General features: G+C 43.0%; 23 protein-coding genes. 15 read left to right on the top strand and 8 right to left on the bottom strand.

Translation table 11 applies throughout. The features are described from left to right. Positions 1–14 precede the first annotated feature (14 nt). Entirely contained in the window at positions 15–950 is a 936-nt protein-coding gene (locus NYE23_RS16505; RefSeq protein ID WP_341079340.1) for a VanW family protein, read from the bottom strand. 176 nt (positions 951–1,126) lie between these two features. After that, positions 1,127–1,636, bottom strand: coding sequence for a hypothetical protein (locus NYE23_RS16500; RefSeq protein WP_341079339.1), 510 nt, complete (start codon positions 1,634–1,636; stop codon positions 1,127–1,129). A 248-nt stretch (positions 1,637–1,884) separates the two neighbouring features. Here NYE23_RS16500 and NYE23_RS16495 point away from each other — a divergent pair, with 248 nt between their 5' ends. The 6 genes from NYE23_RS16495 (at position 1,885) to NYE23_RS16470 (ending at position 6,567) form a co-directional block, all read left to right on the top strand. After that, positions 1,885–2,232, top strand: coding sequence for a lmo0954 family membrane protein (locus tag NYE23_RS16495; protein ID WP_341079337.1), 348 nt, complete (start codon positions 1,885–1,887; stop codon positions 2,230–2,232). A 17-nt stretch (positions 2,233–2,249) separates the two neighbouring features. Beyond that, entirely contained in the window at positions 2,250–2,882 is a 633-nt protein-coding gene (locus NYE23_RS16490) for a PspA/IM30 family protein (protein WP_341079335.1), read from the top strand. Between the two features lie 183 nt (positions 2,883–3,065). After that, positions 3,066–3,800 carry a cell wall-active antibiotics response protein LiaF gene (gene liaF, locus NYE23_RS16485; RefSeq protein ID WP_341079334.1) on the top strand — a complete coding sequence of 245 codons (735 nt, stop codon included), beginning with the start codon at positions 3,066–3,068 and terminating at the stop codon, positions 3,798–3,800. Continuing rightward, on the top strand, positions 3,797–4,813 hold the full coding sequence (locus NYE23_RS16480) for a sensor histidine kinase (protein WP_341079332.1): 1,017 nt from the start codon (positions 3,797–3,799) through the stop codon (positions 4,811–4,813). The genes liaF and NYE23_RS16480 overlap by 4 nt, the downstream gene beginning before the upstream one ends. Positions 4,814–4,856: 43 nt before the next feature. Next, positions 4,857–5,489, top strand: coding sequence for a response regulator transcription factor (locus tag NYE23_RS16475; RefSeq protein WP_341079331.1), 633 nt, complete (start codon positions 4,857–4,859; stop codon positions 5,487–5,489). Between the two features lie 127 nt (positions 5,490–5,616). Further along, a complete protein-coding gene (locus NYE23_RS16470) occupies positions 5,617–6,567 on the top strand; it encodes a cation diffusion facilitator family transporter (protein WP_341080771.1) in 951 nt (316 codons plus the stop codon). A 44-nt stretch (positions 6,568–6,611) separates the two neighbouring features. Here NYE23_RS16470 and NYE23_RS16465 read toward each other — a convergent pair whose 3' ends face one another. Continuing rightward, positions 6,612–7,292, bottom strand: coding sequence for a TspO/MBR family protein (locus tag NYE23_RS16465; RefSeq protein WP_341080769.1), 681 nt, complete (start codon positions 7,290–7,292; stop codon positions 6,612–6,614). 478 nt (positions 7,293–7,770) lie between these two features. Between NYE23_RS16465 and NYE23_RS16460 the strand changes: the two genes are divergently transcribed. From NYE23_RS16460 to NYE23_RS16445, 4 genes are all read left to right on the top strand, one after another. Beyond that, positions 7,771–9,147 carry a sigma-54 interaction domain-containing protein gene (locus NYE23_RS16460; protein ID WP_341079330.1) on the top strand — a complete coding sequence of 459 codons (1,377 nt, stop codon included), beginning with the start codon at positions 7,771–7,773 and terminating at the stop codon, positions 9,145–9,147. A gap of 85 nt (positions 9,148–9,232) precedes the next feature. Then, positions 9,233–10,552: an aspartate aminotransferase family protein gene (locus NYE23_RS16455; RefSeq protein ID WP_341079329.1), complete on the top strand. Its 1,320-nt coding sequence runs from the start codon at positions 9,233–9,235 to the stop codon at positions 10,550–10,552. Positions 10,553–10,564: 12 nt separating this feature from the next. Further along, the gene (locus NYE23_RS16450) at positions 10,565–11,932 is read left to right on the top strand and encodes a YjiH family protein (protein WP_341079328.1); all 1,368 of its coding nucleotides are present in this window, start codon (positions 10,565–10,567) and stop codon (positions 11,930–11,932) included. A 136-nt stretch (positions 11,933–12,068) separates the two neighbouring features. After that, on the top strand, positions 12,069–13,394 hold the full coding sequence (locus NYE23_RS16445; protein WP_341079327.1) for a polysaccharide biosynthesis protein: 1,326 nt from the start codon (positions 12,069–12,071) through the stop codon (positions 13,392–13,394). A gap of 36 nt (positions 13,395–13,430) precedes the next feature. Here NYE23_RS16445 and NYE23_RS16440 read toward each other — a convergent pair whose 3' ends face one another. Both NYE23_RS16440 and NYE23_RS16435 read right to left on the bottom strand, forming a co-directional pair. After that, complete coding sequence (locus NYE23_RS16440; protein WP_341079326.1) at positions 13,431–14,105, bottom strand: TrkA C-terminal domain-containing protein; 675 nt, start codon at positions 14,103–14,105, stop codon at positions 13,431–13,433. Between the two features lie 57 nt (positions 14,106–14,162). Further along, complete coding sequence (locus NYE23_RS16435; RefSeq protein WP_222498532.1) at positions 14,163–14,426, bottom strand: hypothetical protein; 264 nt, start codon at positions 14,424–14,426, stop codon at positions 14,163–14,165. A gap of 198 nt (positions 14,427–14,624) precedes the next feature. Here NYE23_RS16435 and NYE23_RS16430 point away from each other — a divergent pair, with 198 nt between their 5' ends. Next, entirely contained in the window at positions 14,625–15,563 is a 939-nt protein-coding gene (locus NYE23_RS16430) for a magnesium transporter CorA family protein (RefSeq protein ID WP_341079325.1), read from the top strand. A 10-nt stretch (positions 15,564–15,573) separates the two neighbouring features. On the opposite strand, the gene NYE23_RS16425 is transcribed toward NYE23_RS16430, so the two are convergent. Further along, entirely contained in the window at positions 15,574–16,521 is a 948-nt protein-coding gene (locus NYE23_RS16425; protein WP_341079324.1) for an NAD-dependent epimerase/dehydratase family protein, read from the bottom strand. A gap of 77 nt (positions 16,522–16,598) precedes the next feature. Continuing rightward, on the bottom strand, positions 16,599–17,171 hold the full coding sequence (locus NYE23_RS16420; protein ID WP_341079323.1) for a TetR/AcrR family transcriptional regulator: 573 nt from the start codon (positions 17,169–17,171) through the stop codon (positions 16,599–16,601). Between the two features lie 145 nt (positions 17,172–17,316). On the opposite strand from NYE23_RS16420, the gene NYE23_RS16415 reads away from it, so the two are divergent. The 4 genes from NYE23_RS16415 to NYE23_RS16400 all read left to right on the top strand — a co-directional run bounded on the left by NYE23_RS16415 (position 17,317) and on the right by NYE23_RS16400 (position 20,339). Then, positions 17,317–17,829 (top strand): acyl-CoA thioesterase, encoded by a 513-nt coding sequence (locus tag NYE23_RS16415; RefSeq protein WP_341079322.1) that lies wholly within the window; start codon positions 17,317–17,319, stop codon positions 17,827–17,829. 250 nt (positions 17,830–18,079) lie between these two features. Then, the gene (gene ggt / locus NYE23_RS16410; protein ID WP_341079321.1) at positions 18,080–19,861 is read left to right on the top strand and encodes a gamma-glutamyltransferase; all 1,782 of its coding nucleotides are present in this window, start codon (positions 18,080–18,082) and stop codon (positions 19,859–19,861) included. Positions 19,862–20,016: 155 nt separating this feature from the next. Continuing rightward, positions 20,017–20,142 (top strand): hypothetical protein, encoded by a 126-nt coding sequence (locus NYE23_RS16405; protein WP_341079320.1) that lies wholly within the window; start codon positions 20,017–20,019, stop codon positions 20,140–20,142. Between the two features lie 17 nt (positions 20,143–20,159). After that, the gene (locus tag NYE23_RS16400) at positions 20,160–20,339 is read left to right on the top strand and encodes an SCP2 sterol-binding domain-containing protein (RefSeq protein ID WP_341079319.1); all 180 of its coding nucleotides are present in this window, start codon (positions 20,160–20,162) and stop codon (positions 20,337–20,339) included. 32 nt (positions 20,340–20,371) lie between these two features. Here NYE23_RS16400 and NYE23_RS16395 read toward each other — a convergent pair whose 3' ends face one another. After that, a complete protein-coding gene (locus NYE23_RS16395) occupies positions 20,372–20,869 on the bottom strand; it encodes a GNAT family N-acetyltransferase (RefSeq protein WP_341079318.1) in 498 nt (165 codons plus the stop codon). Positions 20,870–20,877: the final 8 nt, after the last annotated feature.

Raw genomic sequence — 20,877 nt, 5'->3', positions numbered from 1 at the left:
TGAATTGAAGGTTATCAATCCTCTTTAACCGCTTCCTTTTCAATGCTGATTTCTTCCGGCAGCATTTTAGTAGCCTTCGGAACCTGGCGTGGCTCATAGTCTATTTCATCAGATGAGTATACTCTGATCACCATCTGGCCGTGCAGGGCCTTTGCCCGTATAAGCAGGGGAAAGCTGTAACGGTTCTTAAAGGTGAAATCAGGGCCATACCAGCTTACCGTTGCATCCCGGCCGGGCGGTACATATGGAACTTTCTTGCTGTGGGAATACCTCTCGAGCACCTTGACGCCTGCCCGGTCAACTGCATTAAACAGAGTGGAGGATACCTGGCAGATCCCGCCCCCGATATCTTCCGACAATTCCCCTCTTACGATAACCGGAGCGCGCCTATAGCCTTTCCCCGCTGTTCTTTTGCCGACAGCACGGTTAAAAGAAAATACTTCATTCGGAAAAACAACAGTGTTATCAAGGGCTTCGGCTGCAAGCTGAATATTATGAGAGCGTGAGGTGTTACTCGGATTAAAGTATGTAACATACTGGCCGATCATTTTAACCCGGATATGGGAAAGAAGGTCCTTATCCACTCTTGGATAAACGGGGAGCATCGGAATCTGAATTCTAGCCGGTCCCTTATTATAAAAATATGTATAGAAAATATCTATGAATGCTTTGCGGTGCAGGATTTTCCCAGGTTTCTCGGCAACGATCCGCCCGCTATCGTCTATGTAAGCGTTCATAGGGGGAATATAGGTCTGACGATCCAATGTCTCAAGGAGACGAATGAACCGTTCACTATCTACCAGAGGAAGCCCGGGAAAAGGTAATTGATAGTTGATTCTGCTGATATTTGAAATGGATTCGCCGTTATTTGCAATGGATAAATCTTCTGGAAGTCCAGCAGTCTGTGTTTGTGCTAATAACATAATACCTAACATCCATGAGAAATACATATCACACTTCACCTCCGCCATTAGTATTGGCAGGAAAGAATTCTTTCATGTGCCGAAAAAACTCTTTTATCAGCTGGTTCCAATCAGCATTGGGCGCTGCAGGCAAGAAACCATTATGAAAAGAAAATAATGCAAAAAGGAAGCTCCGGTGATCGGAGCTTCCTTTTGAATGCACACTATCTTTCTTCATCAACCAGCTGGCAGTCAGCTGAAGAATCATCTTCATTTTTATCAACCCAGAGCTTGTACATGGCCTTCCCGTCACTAAGCGTGCCATCTGCCATATCCATTGGCAGCAGGGCGAAAAAGACGTAATAAAAGGAAAAATAGACAAATTGGTACCACAGCATATTAGCATCCAGAATGCCGATTCGGATCAAGTAATTCACAAGAAAAATACTGGCAATGTTTAAAATGGACCCTCCTAAAAAGATAAGAGATTTGGTCAGTTTATTGCTGTATGTTAAAGAAGTATACTCACACCCTCCATACCAGAAGTAAAACCGCCTAACCTCCAAAAACTTCATTGAGAATAGTATTTTGCCTGTGCCAATAATAACCCGTATCCCTTTTCCGCCAAAAATGGCTGCAAAGAATATATGACCCAATAAATGAATGAGCGTCACTATAGGGAATACCACAAAAAAGGCTTGCATGAACTTCAAAAAATCATCATACCCAAACATGGGAAGACCTCCACTTCAATTGATGTATAAAAACCTGCGCAATGCAGACATCGTTATTTGATTGCATACCCCATGTGTACCCCCTAATCTGCTGTACTAACGTACATTCTTTTTCCAGATTTCCCAGCTAAATTGAAAGAGGCCGACCAACTGCTACGTCTCAGGTCTTATTTGAAAATAAAGCTGAGGCTCGTTATAGCATTTACCTATTACAGGTAAGATGAAATCAAGAAAGGAGGAAATGAAAAATGAAAAAACTTGGATTATTGATAGTAGGTGGAATTGCGGCGATGGTGCTGATTTCAAATCTTGGCCCGATCGTGGGTCTGGCAGTAAGCGCGGGAATTCTATACTTTGTGTTTAAACAATTTTTAAAAGCAGAAAGCACGATGGCAAAAATCGGCTATGGAATCATCGGGTTCATCGCTTTGATGGCCACCGCTTCCAACTTCCCGGCAATCTTAGGGCTTGCAGCTGCATACGTTTTATATCTGGTCTATAAAAAGTGGAACGATTCAAGCTCAAGTGTAATGGAAGAAGCCAATGACCCTTTTGCCAGCTTTGAAAAGCAGTGGGCAGAATTAAACAGAAACTAAAAAAAGGAGAGATCGATATGGCAAACCTATTAACAAGAATCAAAGATACAGTAATGGCAGATCTTCATGAAGCATTGGATAAAAAGGAAAAAAGGAATCCAATTGCACTTTTAAACCAACACCTTCGTGATTGTGAGCGGGAAACTGAGAAGGTCCGCAAGCTGTTGGAACGTCAATATACATTAAAGGAAGAATTCACCCGGGAATACGAGCAGGCGAAAAATCTTGCAGACAAACGCAAGCGCCAGGCAGAGGTTGCTTTACAGGCAGGTGAAGAGGAACTCCATCAGTTTGCCTCACAGGAGCAAATGCAGTATGAAGAGCGTGCCGGCCGGTTGCAGGATCTATTGAACCAGGCGGTAAATCAAATGGGTGATCTTGAAAGAAAATACGAGGAAATGAAGCATAAACTGAAGGATATGCATATCCGCCGCATGGAGCTGATGGGCCGCGAAAACATTACACGCGCCAACCACCGGATGGATAAGGTGCTGGACCAAAACAATGATAAATCCTTTACAAAATTCCAGGAAATCGAATCCTATCTTGACCGTCTTGAGCATCAGGTGAAAAGCTCCTATCACCGCAGCACAATCGATGCACGCATTGCGCAGCTGGAAAAAGAGATGGAGAAGAAGCCAGTATTGTAGTGTTATCTCTTACGCAGCAACCCAAATTAACGAGAGAGTAAAATAAACCCTGTCTGTATGCTCTTTTTCCCAAAAAAGATAAAAACTCTTTCTACTTAATGAACAAAAAATGGTATTCTAAAAAGGCGTGGAAATACTGCGCCTTTTAATCAATCATTCCATTACACAAAAGGGGGATGCCTCATGAACACGAACAACAAAAGCGATTATATGAGCTGGATCATCATATTGGGCATTGTCTTTCTCTTTGTGGAAATAGCCTTTTTTAACAGCGGCGTGGTATTCTCTCTTCTTGTGCCAATTGGAATGGTATATATCGGAAGAAAGTGGATGCCTAAGAGCTCCGGTAAATGGCTTTTCTGGCTTGGATTAATTTTTCTGCTCATCAATATTTTCAGCATGATGACGCTCAAATTTTTCCTGCTGGCGATTCTGGTTCATCTGCTGATTCAGTTTGGGCAGTCCAAAAAGGCACCTAAACGGATTCAGCCGGAGTTAAAGGAATCGGCAGTAAATCTTCAGAAAGAAACAGTCATAAAAAAGAATCCTCTTTTTTCCAATATATTTGTCGGCCAGCAAAAAACGCCTGAGCAGGTGTACGAGTGGAATGATATTAATATCCAGACCGGCATAGGTGATACGGTCATTGATTTAAGCTATACAGTTATTCCTAAGGGAGAAACCGTCATTTTCATCCGGAACTTCATCGGAAATGTGCAGGTGCTTGTTCCCTATGACGTGGAGGTTAGTGTCAGTCATTCAGCCATAGCCGGAAAGGCCCGAATATTCGAGTACGAAGAATCCAAGATGTTTAATCAGCACCTTCACCTTCAGACGCCTGGCTATGATCAATCAGGCCAGCGCGTTAAAATTTTCACTTCTTTTGCAGTCGGGGATATCGAGGTGAAGCGCGTATGAATATCATTCAGCGGCAAATTGCATGGGGAGCGGGCATGTCCCTCCTCATTCTTGCTGTCCTGACAGCCTCTTTTTTTACAATGTTTCCCATTCCCGGCTGGCGGGATCTTTGGGAAACGGAAATACTCGATATTCCATTTATCTTATTTGTGCCGAGCATAAGCCTGGCCATAGGCCTGATCTTCGGTTTGCTGTCAGGAATTTACTGGCGCCGGCAGCTTTTTGCAGTAGACACTATGCTCCACCAGGTCGAAGAAGGCAGGCAATTGGATGTGCCGGAAACAGGTAAAGAACTGCAGTCCATAGCAGTCAGGGCCGAGAAGATTCAAAAGAATATGGCAGAACAGGCGAAAATCTCTCAAAAGCTGGCAAATGAAAAAGCGGAAGATATCGAGAGCAGGATGCAGGAGATCGTTTCCCAGGAACGGAACAGGCTTGCCCGTGAGCTTCACGACTCTGTCAGCCAGCAGCTGTTTGCAGCGTCCATGATGATGTCCGCCATTACTGAAACCCAGCAGGATCCGGAAGACAGACAGGCAAAACAGCTGAAAATGGTGGAGGAAATGATCCATCAGTCACAGCTCGAAATGCGTGCCCTGCTTCTGCACCTTCGTCCTGCGGCACTTAAGGGCAAAAGCCTTCAGGAAGGAATTGAAGAGCTTTTGGTCGAATTGCTTCAAAAAGTTTCCATGGAGATTGAATGGAAGGTAGAGAGTTTTCCGCTTGATAAAGGCGTGGAAGACCACTTATTCCGCATCCTTCAGGAGGCTGTGTCCAACACACTCCGCCATTCCAAATCGCAAAATCTTGAAGTGCTCCTGATTCAAAGGGATGATTTTGCGATCCTCCGGGTGGCTGATGATGGAGTCGGGTTTGATGTAGAGGAAACAAAGGCTGGCTCCTATGGTCTGCAGAATATGTATGAACGGGCAGCAGAAGTTGGCGGCAGCATGAAAATCATCAGTGTAAAAAATAAAGGAACCCGACTTGAAGTAAAGGTTCCGATTATGTAAATAATGTCTGCTTAGGCAAGACTAAATTCTGAGGGTGAGGCCAATGATTAAAGTTTTATTTGTGGATGATCATGAAATGGTTCGGATTGGAGTGTCTTCCTATTTGACGGCACAGCCGGATATTGAAGTAATAGGAGAAGCGGATAACGGAAAAACAGCTATTGATCTGGCACTTGAATTGCGGCCTGATATCATTCTGATGGATCTCGTCATGAAAGAAATGGATGGAATCGAGGCGACCAGAAGAATCATCGAGCAATGGCCTGAAGCTAAGATCATCATTGTCACAAGCTTCCTGGATGATGAAAAAGTGTATCCGGCACTGGAAGCCGGGGCGACAAGCTATATGCTGAAAACCTCCAAAGCCAGTGAAATTGCTGAGGCAGTCCGCTCGACCTATCATGGACAGTCGGTGCTTGAACCGGAAGTAACCGGTAAAATGATGGTGAAAATGAGGCAGAAAAACCAGGTGCTGCCCCATGAAGAGCTGACAAGCCGCGAGATGGAAATCCTCCTGTTGATGACAGAAGGCAAAACGAACCAGGAAATCGCCGACGAGCTTTTCATTGCCTTAAAAACAGTCAAAACACATGTGAGCAATATACTAAGCAAACTGCAGGTGCAGGACAGGACCCAGGCTGTCATATATGCCTTTAAGCACTCGCTTGTTAAATAATGTTTTTGGAGAGCTAATCAGGATATTAGCTCTTTTTTTTTTGCCTTTGGTTTATGAGGAAAAAATGATTCAGAATCGGCTCATGAGGGTAACAATAAACCAAATAAAAATATTTGGCGGTGATGAAATGTCTGTGATTGCTTTATTGAAAAAAGGAAACAAATCATCGGGAATGGCAGCAATCGGAAATACGGCTCTGGCAATTGCTAAAGGCCTGGCAGCTTTTGCAAGCGGGAGCGGGGCCATGCTTGCCACGACCCTTCATTCTCTTGCAGATGCACTGAATCAGGGGTTTGTGTTCTTCGGCAGTGCGCTTGCGGAAAAGGCGCCGACCAAAAGATTCCCAACAGGATTTGGCCGGGTGATCAACCTTTTCGTCTTAATTGCTGTTATTGTCATTTCCATCATGGCCTATGAAACGATACATAAAGGCTGGGAATTGATTCAGCATCCAAAGGAATCAACCGACCTCTGGCTCAATGTGGGAGTAATGATCCTTGCCGTAGCTGTCGATGGATTTATTTTATTAAAAGCCATGAAGGAAATCGGCCATGAAACGAGGAATCCAGCCAAAGGATTTGGCATTGTGCCTGTTGCCTTTAAAAATGTCAGGCTTGCATCTCCTCCAACACGCCTGGTTTTTTATGAAGATATTATCGCGACATTTGGTGCGCTGCTTGCCCTTGCTTCGATTCTGATCGCTCATTTTACAGGCCTTTACTTCCTGGATGGGGTGGGCACGATTTTAATTGGGCTGCTTCTGGTGGGGATAGCAGTGAAAATCGGATTTGAAAATACGCTTGGCCTGATTGGAGTGGCTGCACCAAAAGACATAGAAGACCGTATTGCCCAAATTATTCTTGGTGACCCCCAGGTTGTGGATATTAAACAGCTGCGGCTGATCCAGGAGGGAAGAAGATATCATGTGGAAGGGTATATTGAACTGGTCGAAGGCCTCACCCTTGCCGATGCGGATGATATAAAAATTGGTGTAAGGAATCAGTTGCTTGATGACCCTGATATTAGTGACGTAACGCTTGGAATACTTGAGACAGACCAAATCCAGACGTGGAAATGATGAAAAAAGGAAGCCTTGCGATGAGGCTTCCTTTTTTTGCTGACTTAAGTTTTTTTTCTGGTCAGGAGAATGCCTGCGGCTGTAAAAAAGGCAGCGAAGTAAGCGGCATAAGCCACATTTGGGTCATTTTCCATATTTCTGACTCCAATGCCGATAAATGCCCATACAAATATAAGCGGATAAAGCCAGTCATTATTCTTAATGCGGAATACAAGAGCCAGGCCGGTGGCCACTGCGAGCATGATGTATGTCCACACACTGTCTTTAAGACCCAATCCATCCCAGCCAATATAGGTAAGATAAAAGCTGATATTTGCAATCGCCGCTACAGAAATCCACCCTAAGTAAACCGAAAATGAAGCAAAATCCAGAAAATCAGGATCAAATTCCTTAGCATTTTTGTATAAAAGGATTAGAGTAAACAGTAGTGCAATCATAATGATTACAGATAAAAGAAAATACTCGTAGTGCCAGGCGAAAATCCAAAGACTGTTTAACATACAGCTCACAATAAACAGTAGACTGTTCTGTCTGTAAATGGGAAGATTCCTTCGCTTCTTAGGAATTTGCCTTGCCAGCCAGACACCCAGCAGCAAATAGATGAATCCCCAAATGCTGAATACATACCCTGCCGGCGTGAAAAGAACCTCCAGCTTATTGGATATCTCACCTGTTGTCTGCCCATTCAAAGGCAGAATGTTTGCCAGCGCATTTACTGTAATCATGACCAAATAGGCCGCAATTTCAAACAATAGAATCAAAAATACCTCTCCTTCCCCTTATAAGAGTATATATTCCACTTTTAATGCAGCTATAATCTTTAAAAGTTTTTATTTTATTTTTGGCTATTTTCGCAAGGTTTGTTGCTTTTTGTATCTTATTTACTGAGTTGATTGCAGCGGAAGGTGCGAGGCTCACCGCCTGCCCCGCGGTTCGCTGAGTATCCTGGAGCGGAAATCAACGGACAACATTGATAGGTGAAAACAACAATTAATACGAGAAAATACTTATTTTTATACTGAAATACGAATTTTTATTAATTTTTCCCCTATGTATCTTTTCATTTTCACCAAAATGATGTATAGTCTTATACAAATCTGAATAATTATTTAAATTTGAATAATTTAAGGAAAAATCTCTTGAAACACAACAATTTTTAGAAATATTATGATTCAATAATGAATAATCTGCGGGAGGAACTGGATGAACAGCTTTTTCATGGACTGGAATAATGACAGAGAAGTCATATCTTCAATGGAAGAAGACATTATGGTCACCAATGCAGACGGCATAATTATAAAGGTCAGTAAAGGCAGCGGGGGCCATTATGGCATCGAACCGGATACGCTTCTTGGTGAGTCTGTATATGAACTGGAAAGAAGAGGAGTGTTTAAGCCTGCGATCACTCCTGAAGTACTAAGGAAAAAGAAAAAAGTCATTCTGGTGCAAAAAGCCGGCTCAGGCAAAAAAATCCTGGTTACTGGTATTCCTGTATTCAATGAAACTGGGAATATTGATCATATTGTCAGCTATTCCTACGATGTTTCAGAAATTCTTGTTATAAAAGAATATCTGAACAGTGTTGAAGAAGAAATGGCCAGGGTGAAGAGTGAACTGGATCTCCTCCGCAATAAGAGCACTAAAATGGATGGCATGATAGCTGACAGTCTGGCGATGAGAAATATTGCCGAAACCATTAGAAGAATCCGCGATGTAGATGTCACAGTCCTGCTCCTGGGTGAGTCAGGAGTCGGAAAATCGGCTCTCGCCAAATGGATTCATCAAAATAGTACGCGAAAAGACGGGCCGTTCATTGAAGTAAACTGCAGTGCCATTCCGGAATCCATCTTTGAGGCTGAGTTTTTCGGGTATGAAGGCGGTGCTTTTACAGGGGCAAAGAATAAAGGCAAAATGGGATTTGCTGAAATGGCAAAAGGAGGCACACTATTTCTTGATGAAATTGGCGAACTCTCAGCCCATCTGCAGGCAAAGCTGCTGAAATTCATACAAGACAAGCAGTTTTATAGAGTAGGAGGGACAAAGCCGGTTCATGCAGACTTTCGGCTCCTGGCAGCTACGAATAAGGATCTTCAAAAAGCAGTGGAATCCAGGGACTTCAGGCAGGACTTATTCTTCCGGCTGAATGTGGTGCCCTTAAAGATTCCGCCGCTCAGGGAGCGGAAAGAGGATTTATTTGCTCTCATTAATTATTTTCTCCACTCTATCTCCAAGCGGCATAATCGGGAAAGACACCTGGACAAATTCCTGGTCGATCACCTGCTGCAGCTTGAGTGGAAGGGAAACGTAAGAGAACTTGAAAACCTGATGGAGCGGCTTATCGTGACAAGCACCAGCCTGATAATCACGAAAGACGACCTGCCTTATGAATACCATATGCAAGGAAAAAAAGAGGGTTTAATAGATTATGAGGGACAAACTCTTCCCGCTATATTGGAAGATGTAGAGAAAAAAGTATTAATTAATGCTAGGAAACATTACCGGACCACTACTGAAATAGCGGTCGCACTGGGAATCAGTCAGCCTTCAGTAGTAAGAAAATTAAAAAAATATGATTGTTAATACATACCTTGGCATGAATATTGCATTAAAGAATAGCAGAGAAAACATAACCATTACATCTATGCAGGATTCAGGAGGGGAAAGTATGAACAGAGAAAATTGGAGTCATCTTGTCGGAAACATTTCAAACCTATTGGCGCCAAGTATGGCAAAGGATCACCCTAATTTGCCGGTGGTTAAGGCGGAAGGCTGCTATTACTACGGTGTCGATGGTAAAGAGTATTTGGATTTTACATCAGGCATCGCAGTGGAAAATGTCGGACATCGCCATCCAAAGGTTGTACAGGCCATCAAAGACAGTGCAGACCATTTGGTGCACGGCCCGTCAGGCGTTATCATCTATGAATCGATTTTGCGGCTCGCAGATGAGCTTGGGAAAATTACGCCGGGAAATCTGGATTGCTTTTTCTTTGCGAACAGCGGGACTGAAGCAATCGAAGGAGCTATTAAGCTTGCAAAGTATGTCACGCGGAGGCCCTATGTTGTTTCCTTCACAGGCTGTTTCCATGGAAGGTCTATGGGGGCACTCAGTGTATCCACATCCAAGAGCAAATACCGCAAGTTTCAGCAGCCGTCCTGGCTGACCTATCAGCTTCCATATGCGGATGAGCGGGATTGTCCTTTTGGTGAAGATCCTGAGGAGTACTTCCCAAGAAAACTGGAAAAGGACGCTGAAACACTCTTCAAGCATCAGGTAGACCCGGAAGAGGTTGCCTGCATGATCATTGAACCGGTTCTCGGGGAAGGAGGCTATATCATTCCTCCAAAGAAATGGATGCAGAAAATCAGGGAAATCTGTGACCGGCATGGAATCCTGCTGATATTTGATGAAGTGCAAACCGGCTTTGGGCGTACTGGGGAATGGTTTGCCGCCCAGGCTTTTGATGTGGTGCCGGATATCATGGCAATTGCAAAAGGAATTGCGGCAGGACTGCCGTTAAGCGCAACTGCAGCCTCAAAGGAACTCATGGAAAAATGGCCGCTCGGTGCCCACGGAACAACCTTCGGGGGAAATCCGATTGCCTGCTCTGCAGCATTGGCTTCTCTTGAAGTACTAAAAACGGAGAATCTTTTGGAAAATGCAAAGCAAATGGGAGAGTATGCATTACAGAAATTACAGGCTTTGAAAGCCGAACACCCTTCAATTGGCAGTGCCAGAGGTCTGGGGCTGATGATCGGCATTGAAATAATCGATCCCCAAACCGGAAAACCGGATGGAGAAGCGGTAATGGATATCCTGAATTCTTCTCTTGATAAGGGAGTCCTCTTTTATCTCTGCGGAAATTCAGGGGAAGTGATTCGGATGATTCCGCCGCTTATCGTGACACAGGAGCAAATTGACCAGGGTCTGAAAGTATTGGAAGAAGCAATTATGGAACATGAAGCAGTTGTTTCCAAATCATAAGGAGGTTAGAGAATGAAAGCTGAGACAAGGATTAAGCCGCAAGCAGTCACGGGAGAGTATTGGAAATTTATCATTCCATCTTTAATTGGATCGCTCCTATTTCTGGTTCCAGTTAAATTTCAGGGTGACGTCACGATTGGTGTCGGTATTTTAGCTTCACTTTTAGGCAAAGCGTTCAGTGAGCAGATGCCTGCCATTATCATTTTTATTTTAGGGATATCGGTTTTTCTTTCCATCCTGACAAAAGCAGCAAAACCGGCATTTATATTGGATAATAAGTTTTTAAAGGGCTTATTTGATACTGGCACATTTGGATTGACCATGAGAGTCCTCGGATTTGCAGTAGGAATCATGACTTTTTATGAAATCGGTCCTGAGTTTATCTGGTCGCGGAATACAGGCGGAGTGGTTCTTTACGACCTGGCTCCCGTTTTGCTTACGTGGTTCCTGTTCGCAGGCATCCTTCTGCCGCTTCTAGTAGAGTTTGGTTTAATGGAGTTCATAGGGGCGCTTGTCCAAAAATTTATGAGGCCATTTTTCACACTGCCCGGTCGGTCCTCCATCGATTGCCTTGCGTCCTGGATGGGTGCCGGAACAGTCGGTGTATTGGTAACAACGAAGCAATATGATGAAGGCTTTTACACAAAAAGAGAAGCAGCGGTCATTGCGACAACCTTTTCAATTGCCTCCGTTGCTTTCAGTCTCGTCGTAGCGAATGTAGTTGGCCTTGGCCATTTATTCATTCCTTTTTACTTAACCGTTTCTGCCGCCTGTGTCGTGGCAGCATTGATTATGCCAAGAATTCCGCCATTATCCCGGAAGCCTGACACTTATTATGAGCCAGTAGGACAGCAGATTGATGAAACCATTCCGGATGGGGTTTCGAAATTGAAATGGGGATGGGAGCAGGCAATTGATAAAGCAAGGAATGCCCCGGGTCCCAAAAAGCTGTTAACCAACGGAATTGAAACTGTTTTGGATATTTGGATGGGCCTGATTCCGCTTGTGATGAGCCTGGGAGCAGCAGCCTTGATCATTGCGGAATACACGCCTGCATTTAAGTTTATTTCTTACCCGCTCATTCCGGTTTTGGAGTTTATGCAATTGCCTGAAGCAGGTGCTGCGGCGCAAACTATGCTTGTCGGATTTGCTGATATGTTCCTTCCTGCTGTTATCGGAAGCGGAATTGAAAGTGAGCTGACAAGATTCGTTGTGGCAGGGCTGTCATTAACACAATTAGTATACATGTCTGAAATCGGGATTCTGATCCTGCGTTCAAACATCCCGCTGAGCTTTGTGGATTTATTCGTTATTTTTATCGAAAGAACGATTATTACTTTACCTGTTATTGTACTGATTGCACATGTTTTTGTATTTTAGCTGAAAGGAGAGCGGCGTATAGCCAGCTCTCCTTTTTTCGTTATATTAATTTTCTCAAAAGTTCCAAAAGGGCAATATATTATCTGAGCATGTCTCATATCTTATATAGAATCTGCATTATATAAGGAGAGGCGCAATGAGTAAATTCTTCAAAGGAGTCTTATTGCTTGCAATGGCGGCTTTTGCAAGCGAATGTATAGAGTTTGTGGTGAATATGGTGCTCGCCCGGGAACTGGGGGAAAGGGGACTCGGCATGTACATGTCGATTTTGCCGACCATATTTTTAATTGTGCTGCTGGCCAGTTTTGAGCTTCCCATCTCTATTTCCAAATTCATTGCGGAAAAGGATAAAAGATACCATCTCAGCATGCTTCATCATGTCATCAAGCTGACCATTATCTTTACGGCCGTTTTAGTGCCGGCTGTAGCGTTTATTATTCCGTTTATCAGTGTCTTTAATGAGTACCACCCGCTCTTAAGATGGGTTGTGATCGGATTCATCCCCATCGTGTCCTTTTCCTCGATTGCCAGAGGCTTTTTCATGGGCAAGCATCAAATGGGGAAAATTGCAGCCTCTAATTTTCTGCGCAAATCCGTTCAGCTCCTGCTGCTCGTGGTTCTTTATCAGGCCTTTCAATTTGATGTCAATACAGCGGTCTTTATTGCCTTTTGTACATTTGTAGGAAGCGAGGCTGTTGTTTTTCTATACTTGCTGAATATGTTTATTATTCAGTATCAGCGGATTAAAAAAGAGCCATCTGATTTCATCAGCGGAAAAAGTGTGAGGCAGAACCTAATCTCTGTGTCTGTTCCGACAACGGCTTTAAGGGTCTTCCATGCTCTGACACATGCTGTTCAGCCGTTTTTGATCAAGGCGGCGCTCTTAAAAGCAGGAGTGCCGGGCGAAGTTGCAACAGAACATTTTGGAATGCTCGCCGGTGTCGCCATGACCATTGGTTTTTTTCCATCCTTTATAGCCCATTCTTTTTTAATCATGCTGATCCCGACAGTCTCCAAAGAGTATGCTGATCATAATCTGGGGGAGCTTCGAAGACTTCTTCAGCAGGTGTTCTTTGTCACTTTTTTATATGGGATTCCATCAGTTGTTTTTTTCTATTTCTTTGCACAGCCGCTGACCGAGATGTTTTTTCACTCGACAGATGCAGCCGTATATTTACAGTTGCTTTGGCCTTTCTTTCTGCTCCACTTTTTCATAATCCCGATGCAGGCCTATTTAATCGGCCTGGGGCTGATGAAGGATGCGTTTTATCATTCCGTCTGGTCAACCGTTGTTTCATTCTCGGCCATGTTTGTGCTTGGCTCGATGCACAGCCTGCAGATGGACGGAATTATTGTGGGCATGAATATGGGCGCTGTTCTCATGGCGATGATGCATTATGTAACAGTATGCAAAAAAATTGGCCTGACACTCTATCTATCGCCAGTTAAGCAATTTAACTGATAAATAAAAAAGCATCTTCCCCCATTGGGCAGATGCTTATCTTTTTTCTTCATTATTTTTCCCGAATTTGTTCTCAATCGTTTGTTCGTCTCCATACAGGATAATATGGTCGCCTTCTTGGAGTTCCGTAAGAAGCCGGTCTTTTCTGATCTTTATTTCCCCTCTCTGAATGTATAGCACATTGATATCTTCGTCTTCTTCAATCACTTCCCTTAATTCTTTATCAATGAAATCACATGATTCACTGATTGTATAGTCCAACACATGATCAGTATCATCTGTCAGCAGCGCTTCTCTTATCGGGAGGTCGCGAAAATCGTAATGTTCTTCGAGCTCATGCTTAAGCTTCTCCGAAAGATAATCCCGCACTTTAGGCATCTTTAAAGTAATTATAACCACGATCAGGGCTGCTGCCACGATCGAGATCTTGGCAGTGAAAAATTCATCTGACAGAATGCTGCTGATTGCCGAAATGATAACTGCCAATGAAAATGCACCAAATAAAATTAAAAATGCTCCGAACCTTCTGCGGATCGGATGGTCGATGATCAGTTCCGATTCCCCAGTTGTAAAGCCGGTGCCTGTAAGCATACTGATCACCTGAAATCTCGCAATATGCTTATCAAGCCCGGTATATGTAAAGATAAGGGTATGAATTTCGATAACAGCTAAAACGATTCCCAAATAAATCAGGATAAAAAGAACGCCCATCTTGCTTCCTCCGAAAATTCAGATTTATGTAAAAAACCTAAGGAGCCAGTCCTTAGGTCATTGCTGAACAGTTTCGTTATAGTAATTTACTGAATACATGGCCCCTTCATCAACCATTTTATTATCTTCAATATTATGCGGGTCCGGGTGGCCAAGCTTTTCTGTCGGCACTGTATCGTTTAAAAAGCGTTCAGGCAGCATGCCTTTCATTTTAACTGCAAGTGACTGAACTTTATTTCGATTGTTCTTGCTTGCTAATAATAAAATACTTGTAATTCCAACACCGGCTAACAGATATGGATTTAATGGACGAGAATTCATGTTTATGCTCCTCCTCTAAAAAATTTGATTATCTTTCTTGCTCTATATTTACCCGGCATAATCAGAAACAAACATTTAGTACTTTTAACATTGTTTCCAATACTAGAAATAATTACTCTTTAACAATGGTTTTATTCAGCCCTTCAGGAGGGAAGTATGTTGATATAAATAAGGAATCGTTTTAGGAGGAAGATGGGGATGGAAAAGGAATATAATGAGGACAACTGGACATGGCACCGTTACGATCATTTAGATGAAATTGACTTTAATGATGCTGGCCACTATAAAGAAGCACTGCAGGCATGGGCCAAAAACACTTCCGAGAGCAAAACAAATGTTATGGAGATAGATACTTCCATCCGTAATAAGGAATTTCTCAGCGGCTCTCTCATTTATCAGCAGACAACAAAGGAGCAACATGAAAATAGTATGTTCCACTATTTTCTGACAAGGGATTTTCTCCTTACCGTTGACTTTGATTCGTCTGTCATTCAGTCTGATCAATCACTGCTTTTGAAAAAAATGGATTATACCGATAATGCCATTGATGGATTTTTTGTGATTTTAGGCGAAATTCTGAGCGATAACATTAAGAAGATTGATAAGTTTGAAGTACGGCTAAATGATCTGTTGTGGAAAATAAAGGATAAAAATAATATTAATCGCCTGGAAGAAATCTATGAGCTCCGTCACCAGATCCTCGTGTGGAAAAATATAATGATTCCTGTTAAGGAAATCAGGCTTGGTGTAGAAGAAACCTTTGGTGAAGATGTTACAGACGGAATTGAATTTAAACGAACCTGCAAGCGAATTGAAAGAGGCTATACGCTGGTGCGTGAGTTTCAGCAGGAAATTGATGACCTTGTGAATTTTGAAGAAATGGTATCCATGCACCGGGGAAACGAAATCGTGAAGACGCTCACGGTCATTACCACTCTTATGACTCCGATTGCAACCTGGGGAGCGCTCTGGGGCATGAACTTCAAAATTATGCCCGAACTGGAATGGAAGTATGGGTATTTGTTCTCCATTATCATTATCATTGCTTCTACGGCAGCCCTCTATATCATGCTTGTTAAAAAAGGCTGGATGGGTGATATCCTGAGAGGAAAAAAGAAAAATTCATTCTTTAAATAAAGGAATGCCGTTAGAGTGCGGCATTCCTTTTGTTTAATAAATGATCCAGTGTCATTTTAATTCCAGTCTCGTATGGTGTTTTAGGGAGAGTGCCGATTCTCGCTTCATATTTACTGCCGTCCAAAATAACAGGAGTCTGATTCAAATACATCAATTCAGTATACTCCCTCATCATGGGATCAAAAACACCGATGGCACGAATCATCCATTTATGGACAGGTCTGAAGGTAACGTCTCTATTTAGATGGTTAGAAACAATACTGGCTATTTCTTCACCGGTTATGGTCCCTGCACCAGGGATATTCCACACTTCACCGTATGAGTTTTTATTCAATGCAAGTTCGGCTAACGCTTCTGCTCCATCTTTAGTAAAAATGAATTCTCTCTGAATATCGGTTTTGCCGACAAACATGCCCTTATTTTTTTCAATAATCTTGCTGAGTGTATAGTGTAAGAGTGTGTTTCCTGTATGTGGGCCGTAAAAGTCAGGAAAGTGGGCAATGATGTATGGCACGCCTGAGTTTTTTATCATCTCAATTAAGGTTTGGCGCAGCATGCCTTTTTTTGTGTGCGGATTCTTGGGAGAAACTTCGTTAGCTGGGCCGGATTGGAGGCCATAGGAATATATATTATCAGCATAAATAAAAGGCTTATGATGTTTGCTGCAAGCCTGCAGGATATTATGTAAGATAATTGAGAGTGCGGGATCCCAGTCAGGGTAAGGGATATTGATGGCATGAAAAACTGCATCCGCTTCTGTCACTGCCTTTTCAGCATCATCTGGATTCAGTGCATCGCCTGAATGGATAACAGCATTTGGTCCCCAGTCTTTTTTGAAATTAAGCAGATTTTCTTCAGACCTTGCAAAAGCAATAGTTTTAATATTTCTGCGGCATAATGCTTCTGTTAAAGCATAGCCCATTCCGCCTGTTGCTCCTAAAACTGCAGCTGTTTTCATAACTTTTCATCATCCTTTTTATTTTATTAACCACTGTTCAATTAAAGGGAAATATTAAAGAAATGCATGGCATTTCTTTAATAAATGGCTTTTATTAAAAATTGGGCATGTGAAGAGGCGAGTTCCTTCACTTCTTCAAATGTCGTTTCCGATCTGCAATAATGCGTGACAAAGCCGTGCAAGCTTAAAAAGACAGACCAAATATCCTTTATGGAAAGAGCTTTTGGAGCGAGTGAATTAATCGCTTGCGCAAAACGCAGGTAGCTTTTATTTGGCCCTTCATTCAGATAGCTTTTCACATCATCATCACGAATTAAAAACATCAGTTCATAATGTTTTTGATGGGTCAGGCCAAATTGGATATAACCGTAAAAAATGCTGAAAAGCTTCTGTTCATTGGTGTCTGCAGATTCAATCAGCACACTGTCGAGGACCTGATCGAGCTTTTGAAAATCGGCTTCAACCATTTCGTAAAATAATTGAGCCTTATTTTTGAAATGATAATAGATGGCACCATGGCTGCACTGAAGGGTGTCTGCAATTTTTCTCATGGATGCTGAGGCATATCCTTCCTGAACAAACAGATTACGTGCTACAGAAATAATTGCTTCTTTTGTTAGTTCGTCATGGGCTGATTTTCTTGGACTCATGGAATCACCTTTCATTATTGAACACTGGTCAATTAGATTATATGACAAAGAGGGTATTTATGGCAATATTTTTTAAATATCTATCCAAATAATTTTTATTAGCCATCAGCTTTTGATATGCTTTATTAAAACAGGAGGGAACAACATGAATGAAACAAAAACATGCAGACAATCTTTTACGGTAAAAACAAGCATTGTGCTTCCGCCGGACACGAATACATATGGAACACTATTCGGCGGCAAGCTAATGGCTTATATTGATGATGTGGCAGCCATCGCGGCGATGAGGCATGGAAGAAGAAATGTCGTAACCGCATCTACAGACTCTGTTGACTTTCTTCATCCGGTTTATGAAGGCAATTCAGTCTGCCTGGAGGCGTTTGTGACCTATACAGGCCGGACATCTATGGAGATTTTCGTAAAAGTAATTGCAGAAGACCTGCTGACTGGCGATCGAAATGTGTGTGCGATGTCCTTTTTGACAATGGTTGCGGTTGACGAAAATGGAAAGCCTGCTCCGGTGCCGGCAGTCGTGCCTGAGACAGAAGAAGAAAAGAGCTTATATGAAACAGCAAAAGAACGGGCTGAATTCCGCAAAAAGCGGAGAAAGGACAGCGAAGCCAGAGCAAAGACATATGGTGCAGATCTTCCCTGGTGAATAATAAACCAATAACTGAACATCCGGAATGAGAAGCTTTTTTGATGAGGGGGAGAGCACCTGACACTGTTTCTCCCCTGTCAAAAACTGCCTCCTTATTTTTTCCCATCTGCAAGAATAATTGAACCTTTTTACACACCACTGTCTAGTAAAATAGTTTTAAATTTCAGAATATTAACTCTTATTTCTTGATTATCCTTTTCCTTCCTCTTAAGTTAGACGTGTAGAACCTAACTGAAGGAGGAAGATTATGAGAAAAGTTTTGAAGGCTAGTATTCTCATGCTTTTAAGTATTTTACTGGTAGCAGGAACCATGCCTTTAACGGGGCAGGCGAAAAAGCCGAAGCATGATGATGGCTATGGCGGATATAGCCAGGTTGATGCAGGCAGGGATGGAATGGTGGCTTCAGCTCATCCGCTGGCATCAAAAATAGGGGCAGATGTTTTGAAAAAGGGCGGTAATGCCATCGATGCGGCTGTCGCGGTCCAGTTTGCCCTCAATGTGGTGGAACCGATGATGTCCGGAATTGGCGGCGGGGGCTTCATGATGGTCTATGATGGCAAAACGAAAGAAACTACCATCATTAACAGCCGTGAACGTGCCCCGGCCGGAGCTTCGCCGGATATGTTCCTGGATGACAACGGGAAGCCGATTCCATTTGGTGAGCGTTCAACAGGCGGTACAGCTGTCGGTGTACCTGGAACACTGAAAGGACTGGAAACAGCTCTTGAAAAATGGGGAACACGTCCCATGCAGCAGCTGATCGGTCCTGCGATTAAGCTGGCAGATAAAGGCTTTCCGATTGATTCTGTATTAGCCGATGCGATTGCCGATAATCAGGACAAGCTTGACAGGACGGCTGCCGGCAAAGTGTTTTTGCCTAAGGGTGAACCTCTTGAAAAAGGGGACCGTTTAGTACAGAAGGATCTTGCCAAAACGCTTAAAATGATTCGCTCTGGCGGAACTGATGCGTTTTATAACGGGAAAATAGCAGATGCTCTTGCAGGTGTGGTTCAGGAATACGGAGGATCGATGACACCTGAAGATCTGGCAAAGTATGAAGTAACCATTGACGAGCCTATTTGGGGGGATTACCAGGGGTATGAAATTGCCAGCATGCCGCCTCCAAGCTCTGGCGGAGTATTTTTGCTGCAGATGCTGAAGATCTTGGATGATTTCAATCTATCACAATATGATTTAAAATCCTGGGAGAAATATCACCTGCTTGCTGAGACCATGCATCTTGCTTATGCAGACCGTGCCGTCTATGCAGGGGATCCGGAGTTTGTGAATGTCCCGGTCAATGGGCTCCTTCACCCTGATTATATTAAGGAGCGCCAGGAACTGATCAGCCTGAATGAAGTGAATCCAAGTCCTGAAGCGGGAGATCCCTGGAAATATGAGAACAGTGAAGCCAATTATGAAGCGGCTGAACAGCCGAATGACCGCCAATACGGTGAGACTACTCATTTTTCCGTAACGGACAGATGGGGAAATGTTGTGTCTTATACGACAACCATTGAACAGGTATTCGGAACAGGAATCATGGTTCCAGGCTACGGGCTGATGCTGAATAATGAGCTGACAGATTTTGATGCCGTGCCAGGCGGGGCGAATGAAGTCCAGCCAAACAAGCGTCCTTTAAGCTCGATGACACCGACGATTGTCTTTGAAGATGAAGAGCCTGTTCTGACAGTGGGTTCACCAGGTGGCCCAACGATAATTACATCAGTGCTGCAGACAATCCTTTATGCGATTGAATATGATATGGAGCTAAAAGCAGCAGTTGAAGAACCGCGAATCTATACAAATAACCTGAATTCCTACCGCTATGAAGAGGGAATTCCTTTAGAAGTTATTAATAGGCTTAACGGAATGGGGCATAACTTCGGTCCGAGTCCAACCACGATAGGAAATGTCCAAAGTATTTTGATCGACCGTGATAAAGGAATTTTCAAAGGTGTAGCAGATTCAAGCCGTAATGGAGCTGCCATTGGAGTTGATTTGAAAGGGAAAGGGAAGAGAAAATAGAGTTTATGAGAATAGCACCTTGCTGATTAGGTGCTATTTTTTTTGTTAAAAAAATGAATACTAATTCATTTTTTAGCAGGGATACATTAATATTTGTTGAACTAGAACGGGTGCAGACATAAAGGTATTTTGATTAATAGAAGGGGGAATATACCATGACGGTTAAAAATGAACTATATCAGCTGGCGGATAAAATAAACGCTGATCCCGTACATATCAAGGATAAAAATCGGGTATTTCAAGTGGACCTGGAGGAAAGCGGTTCTATTCAAATTTTTTAAAGGATGGAAAAGTCATAGTGGAAGAGGGGGCTCCACATGAATCAGAAGTGACACTGAGATTGTCAGAGAAAAACTTTTCTAAGCTATTAAAAGGCGATCTAAACACCACCATGACATTTATGACAGGCAGTCTTAAAGTGGACGGGAAAATGGGACTTGCCCTGAAATTGCAGGAAATAGTGAATAAATATCAATGATAAAAAGGCAGCCATCTTATAGTAGGCTGCCTTTAAAAATACAATGCCATCAGGTCCTCATCATAGTACTTGCCATCAATCTTCAGTGCATGCTTCTCCTTGCCGTAGACCTCAAAGCCGAAAGACGCATAAAGCTTTTTAGCAGGAGTATTTTCAGACATGACGGCCAGGTGTATTTGTTCAACCCCGTCCCAGGATCGGGCTTTTTCTACAGCCTTGCTGACAAGGCTCTTGCCGACACCATTCTTTCGGGCCGACTCTGTCACGTACATCGCATAGATATTCGAGCGGTGCTTCATTTTTAACCCGGTATCTCTTACTAAACTGACAACACCTATAAGCTCCCCGTCTTCAAATGCGCCGTAGTGAAAGGAGTTATCGCCCTTAAATCTTTCCCCGTACACTTCAGGGGGCCTTCCAAACTCTTCTTCATAGCTTGAACCAAAAGCTTCCGGGTTCTTTTTTAAGCCTTCCAACCTTAACTCTTTGTATATTTCAGCATCATCCGGGTGCAGAAGCCTAATTTCCATCAGGGTCA

Origin of the sequence: Cytobacillus sp. FSL H8-0458 (genome assembly GCF_038002165.1) — a bacterium.
Lineage (GTDB): Bacteria > Bacillota > Bacilli > Bacillales > Cytobacillaceae > Cytobacillus.
Note: the sequence above shows the minus strand (reverse complement) of the source record. Positions and strands in the feature narration are given on the sequence as shown.

What these genes read in the sequence shown, in the direction of transcription:
- NYE23_RS16505 (WP_341079340.1), bottom strand. Translation starts at nt 950, where the DNA reads ATGTATTTCTCATGGATGTTAGGTATTATGTTATTAGCACAAACACAG.
- NYE23_RS16500 (WP_341079339.1), bottom strand. Translation starts at nt 1,636, where the DNA reads ATGTTTGGGTATGATGATTTTTTGAAGTTCATGCAAGCCTTTTTTGTG.
- NYE23_RS16495 (WP_341079337.1), top strand. Translation starts at nt 1,885, where the DNA reads ATGAAAAAACTTGGATTATTGATAGTAGGTGGAATTGCGGCGATGGTG.
- NYE23_RS16490 (WP_341079335.1), top strand. Translation starts at nt 2,250, where the DNA reads ATGGCAAACCTATTAACAAGAATCAAAGATACAGTAATGGCAGATCTT.
- liaF (WP_341079334.1), top strand. Translation starts at nt 3,066, where the DNA reads ATGAACACGAACAACAAAAGCGATTATATGAGCTGGATCATCATATTG.
- NYE23_RS16480 (WP_341079332.1), top strand. Translation starts at nt 3,797, where the DNA reads ATGAATATCATTCAGCGGCAAATTGCATGGGGAGCGGGCATGTCCCTC.
- NYE23_RS16475 (WP_341079331.1), top strand. Translation starts at nt 4,857, where the DNA reads ATGATTAAAGTTTTATTTGTGGATGATCATGAAATGGTTCGGATTGGA.
- NYE23_RS16470 (WP_341080771.1), top strand. Translation starts at nt 5,617, where the DNA reads ATGTCTGTGATTGCTTTATTGAAAAAAGGAAACAAATCATCGGGAATG.
- NYE23_RS16465 (WP_341080769.1), bottom strand. Translation starts at nt 7,292, where the DNA reads ATGATTACAGTAAATGCGCTGGCAAACATTCTGCCTTTGAATGGGCAG.
- NYE23_RS16460 (WP_341079330.1), top strand. Translation starts at nt 7,771, where the DNA reads ATGAACAGCTTTTTCATGGACTGGAATAATGACAGAGAAGTCATATCT.
- NYE23_RS16455 (WP_341079329.1), top strand. Translation starts at nt 9,233, where the DNA reads ATGAACAGAGAAAATTGGAGTCATCTTGTCGGAAACATTTCAAACCTA.
- NYE23_RS16450 (WP_341079328.1), top strand. Translation starts at nt 10,565, where the DNA reads ATGAAAGCTGAGACAAGGATTAAGCCGCAAGCAGTCACGGGAGAGTAT.
- NYE23_RS16445 (WP_341079327.1), top strand. Translation starts at nt 12,069, where the DNA reads ATGAGTAAATTCTTCAAAGGAGTCTTATTGCTTGCAATGGCGGCTTTT.
- NYE23_RS16440 (WP_341079326.1), bottom strand. Translation starts at nt 14,105, where the DNA reads ATGGGCGTTCTTTTTATCCTGATTTATTTGGGAATCGTTTTAGCTGTT.
- NYE23_RS16435 (WP_222498532.1), bottom strand. Translation starts at nt 14,426, where the DNA reads ATGAATTCTCGTCCATTAAATCCATATCTGTTAGCCGGTGTTGGAATT.
- NYE23_RS16430 (WP_341079325.1), top strand. Translation starts at nt 14,625, where the DNA reads ATGGAAAAGGAATATAATGAGGACAACTGGACATGGCACCGTTACGAT.
- NYE23_RS16425 (WP_341079324.1), bottom strand. Translation starts at nt 16,521, where the DNA reads ATGAAAACAGCTGCAGTTTTAGGAGCAACAGGCGGAATGGGCTATGCT.
- NYE23_RS16420 (WP_341079323.1), bottom strand. Translation starts at nt 17,171, where the DNA reads ATGAGTCCAAGAAAATCAGCCCATGACGAACTAACAAAAGAAGCAATT.
- NYE23_RS16415 (WP_341079322.1), top strand. Translation starts at nt 17,317, where the DNA reads ATGAATGAAACAAAAACATGCAGACAATCTTTTACGGTAAAAACAAGC.
- ggt (WP_341079321.1), top strand. Translation starts at nt 18,080, where the DNA reads ATGAGAAAAGTTTTGAAGGCTAGTATTCTCATGCTTTTAAGTATTTTA.
- NYE23_RS16405 (WP_341079320.1), top strand. Translation starts at nt 20,017, where the DNA reads ATGACGGTTAAAAATGAACTATATCAGCTGGCGGATAAAATAAACGCT.
- NYE23_RS16395 (WP_341079318.1), bottom strand. Translation starts at nt 20,869, where the DNA reads ATGGAAATTAGGCTTCTGCACCCGGATGATGCTGAAATATACAAAGAG.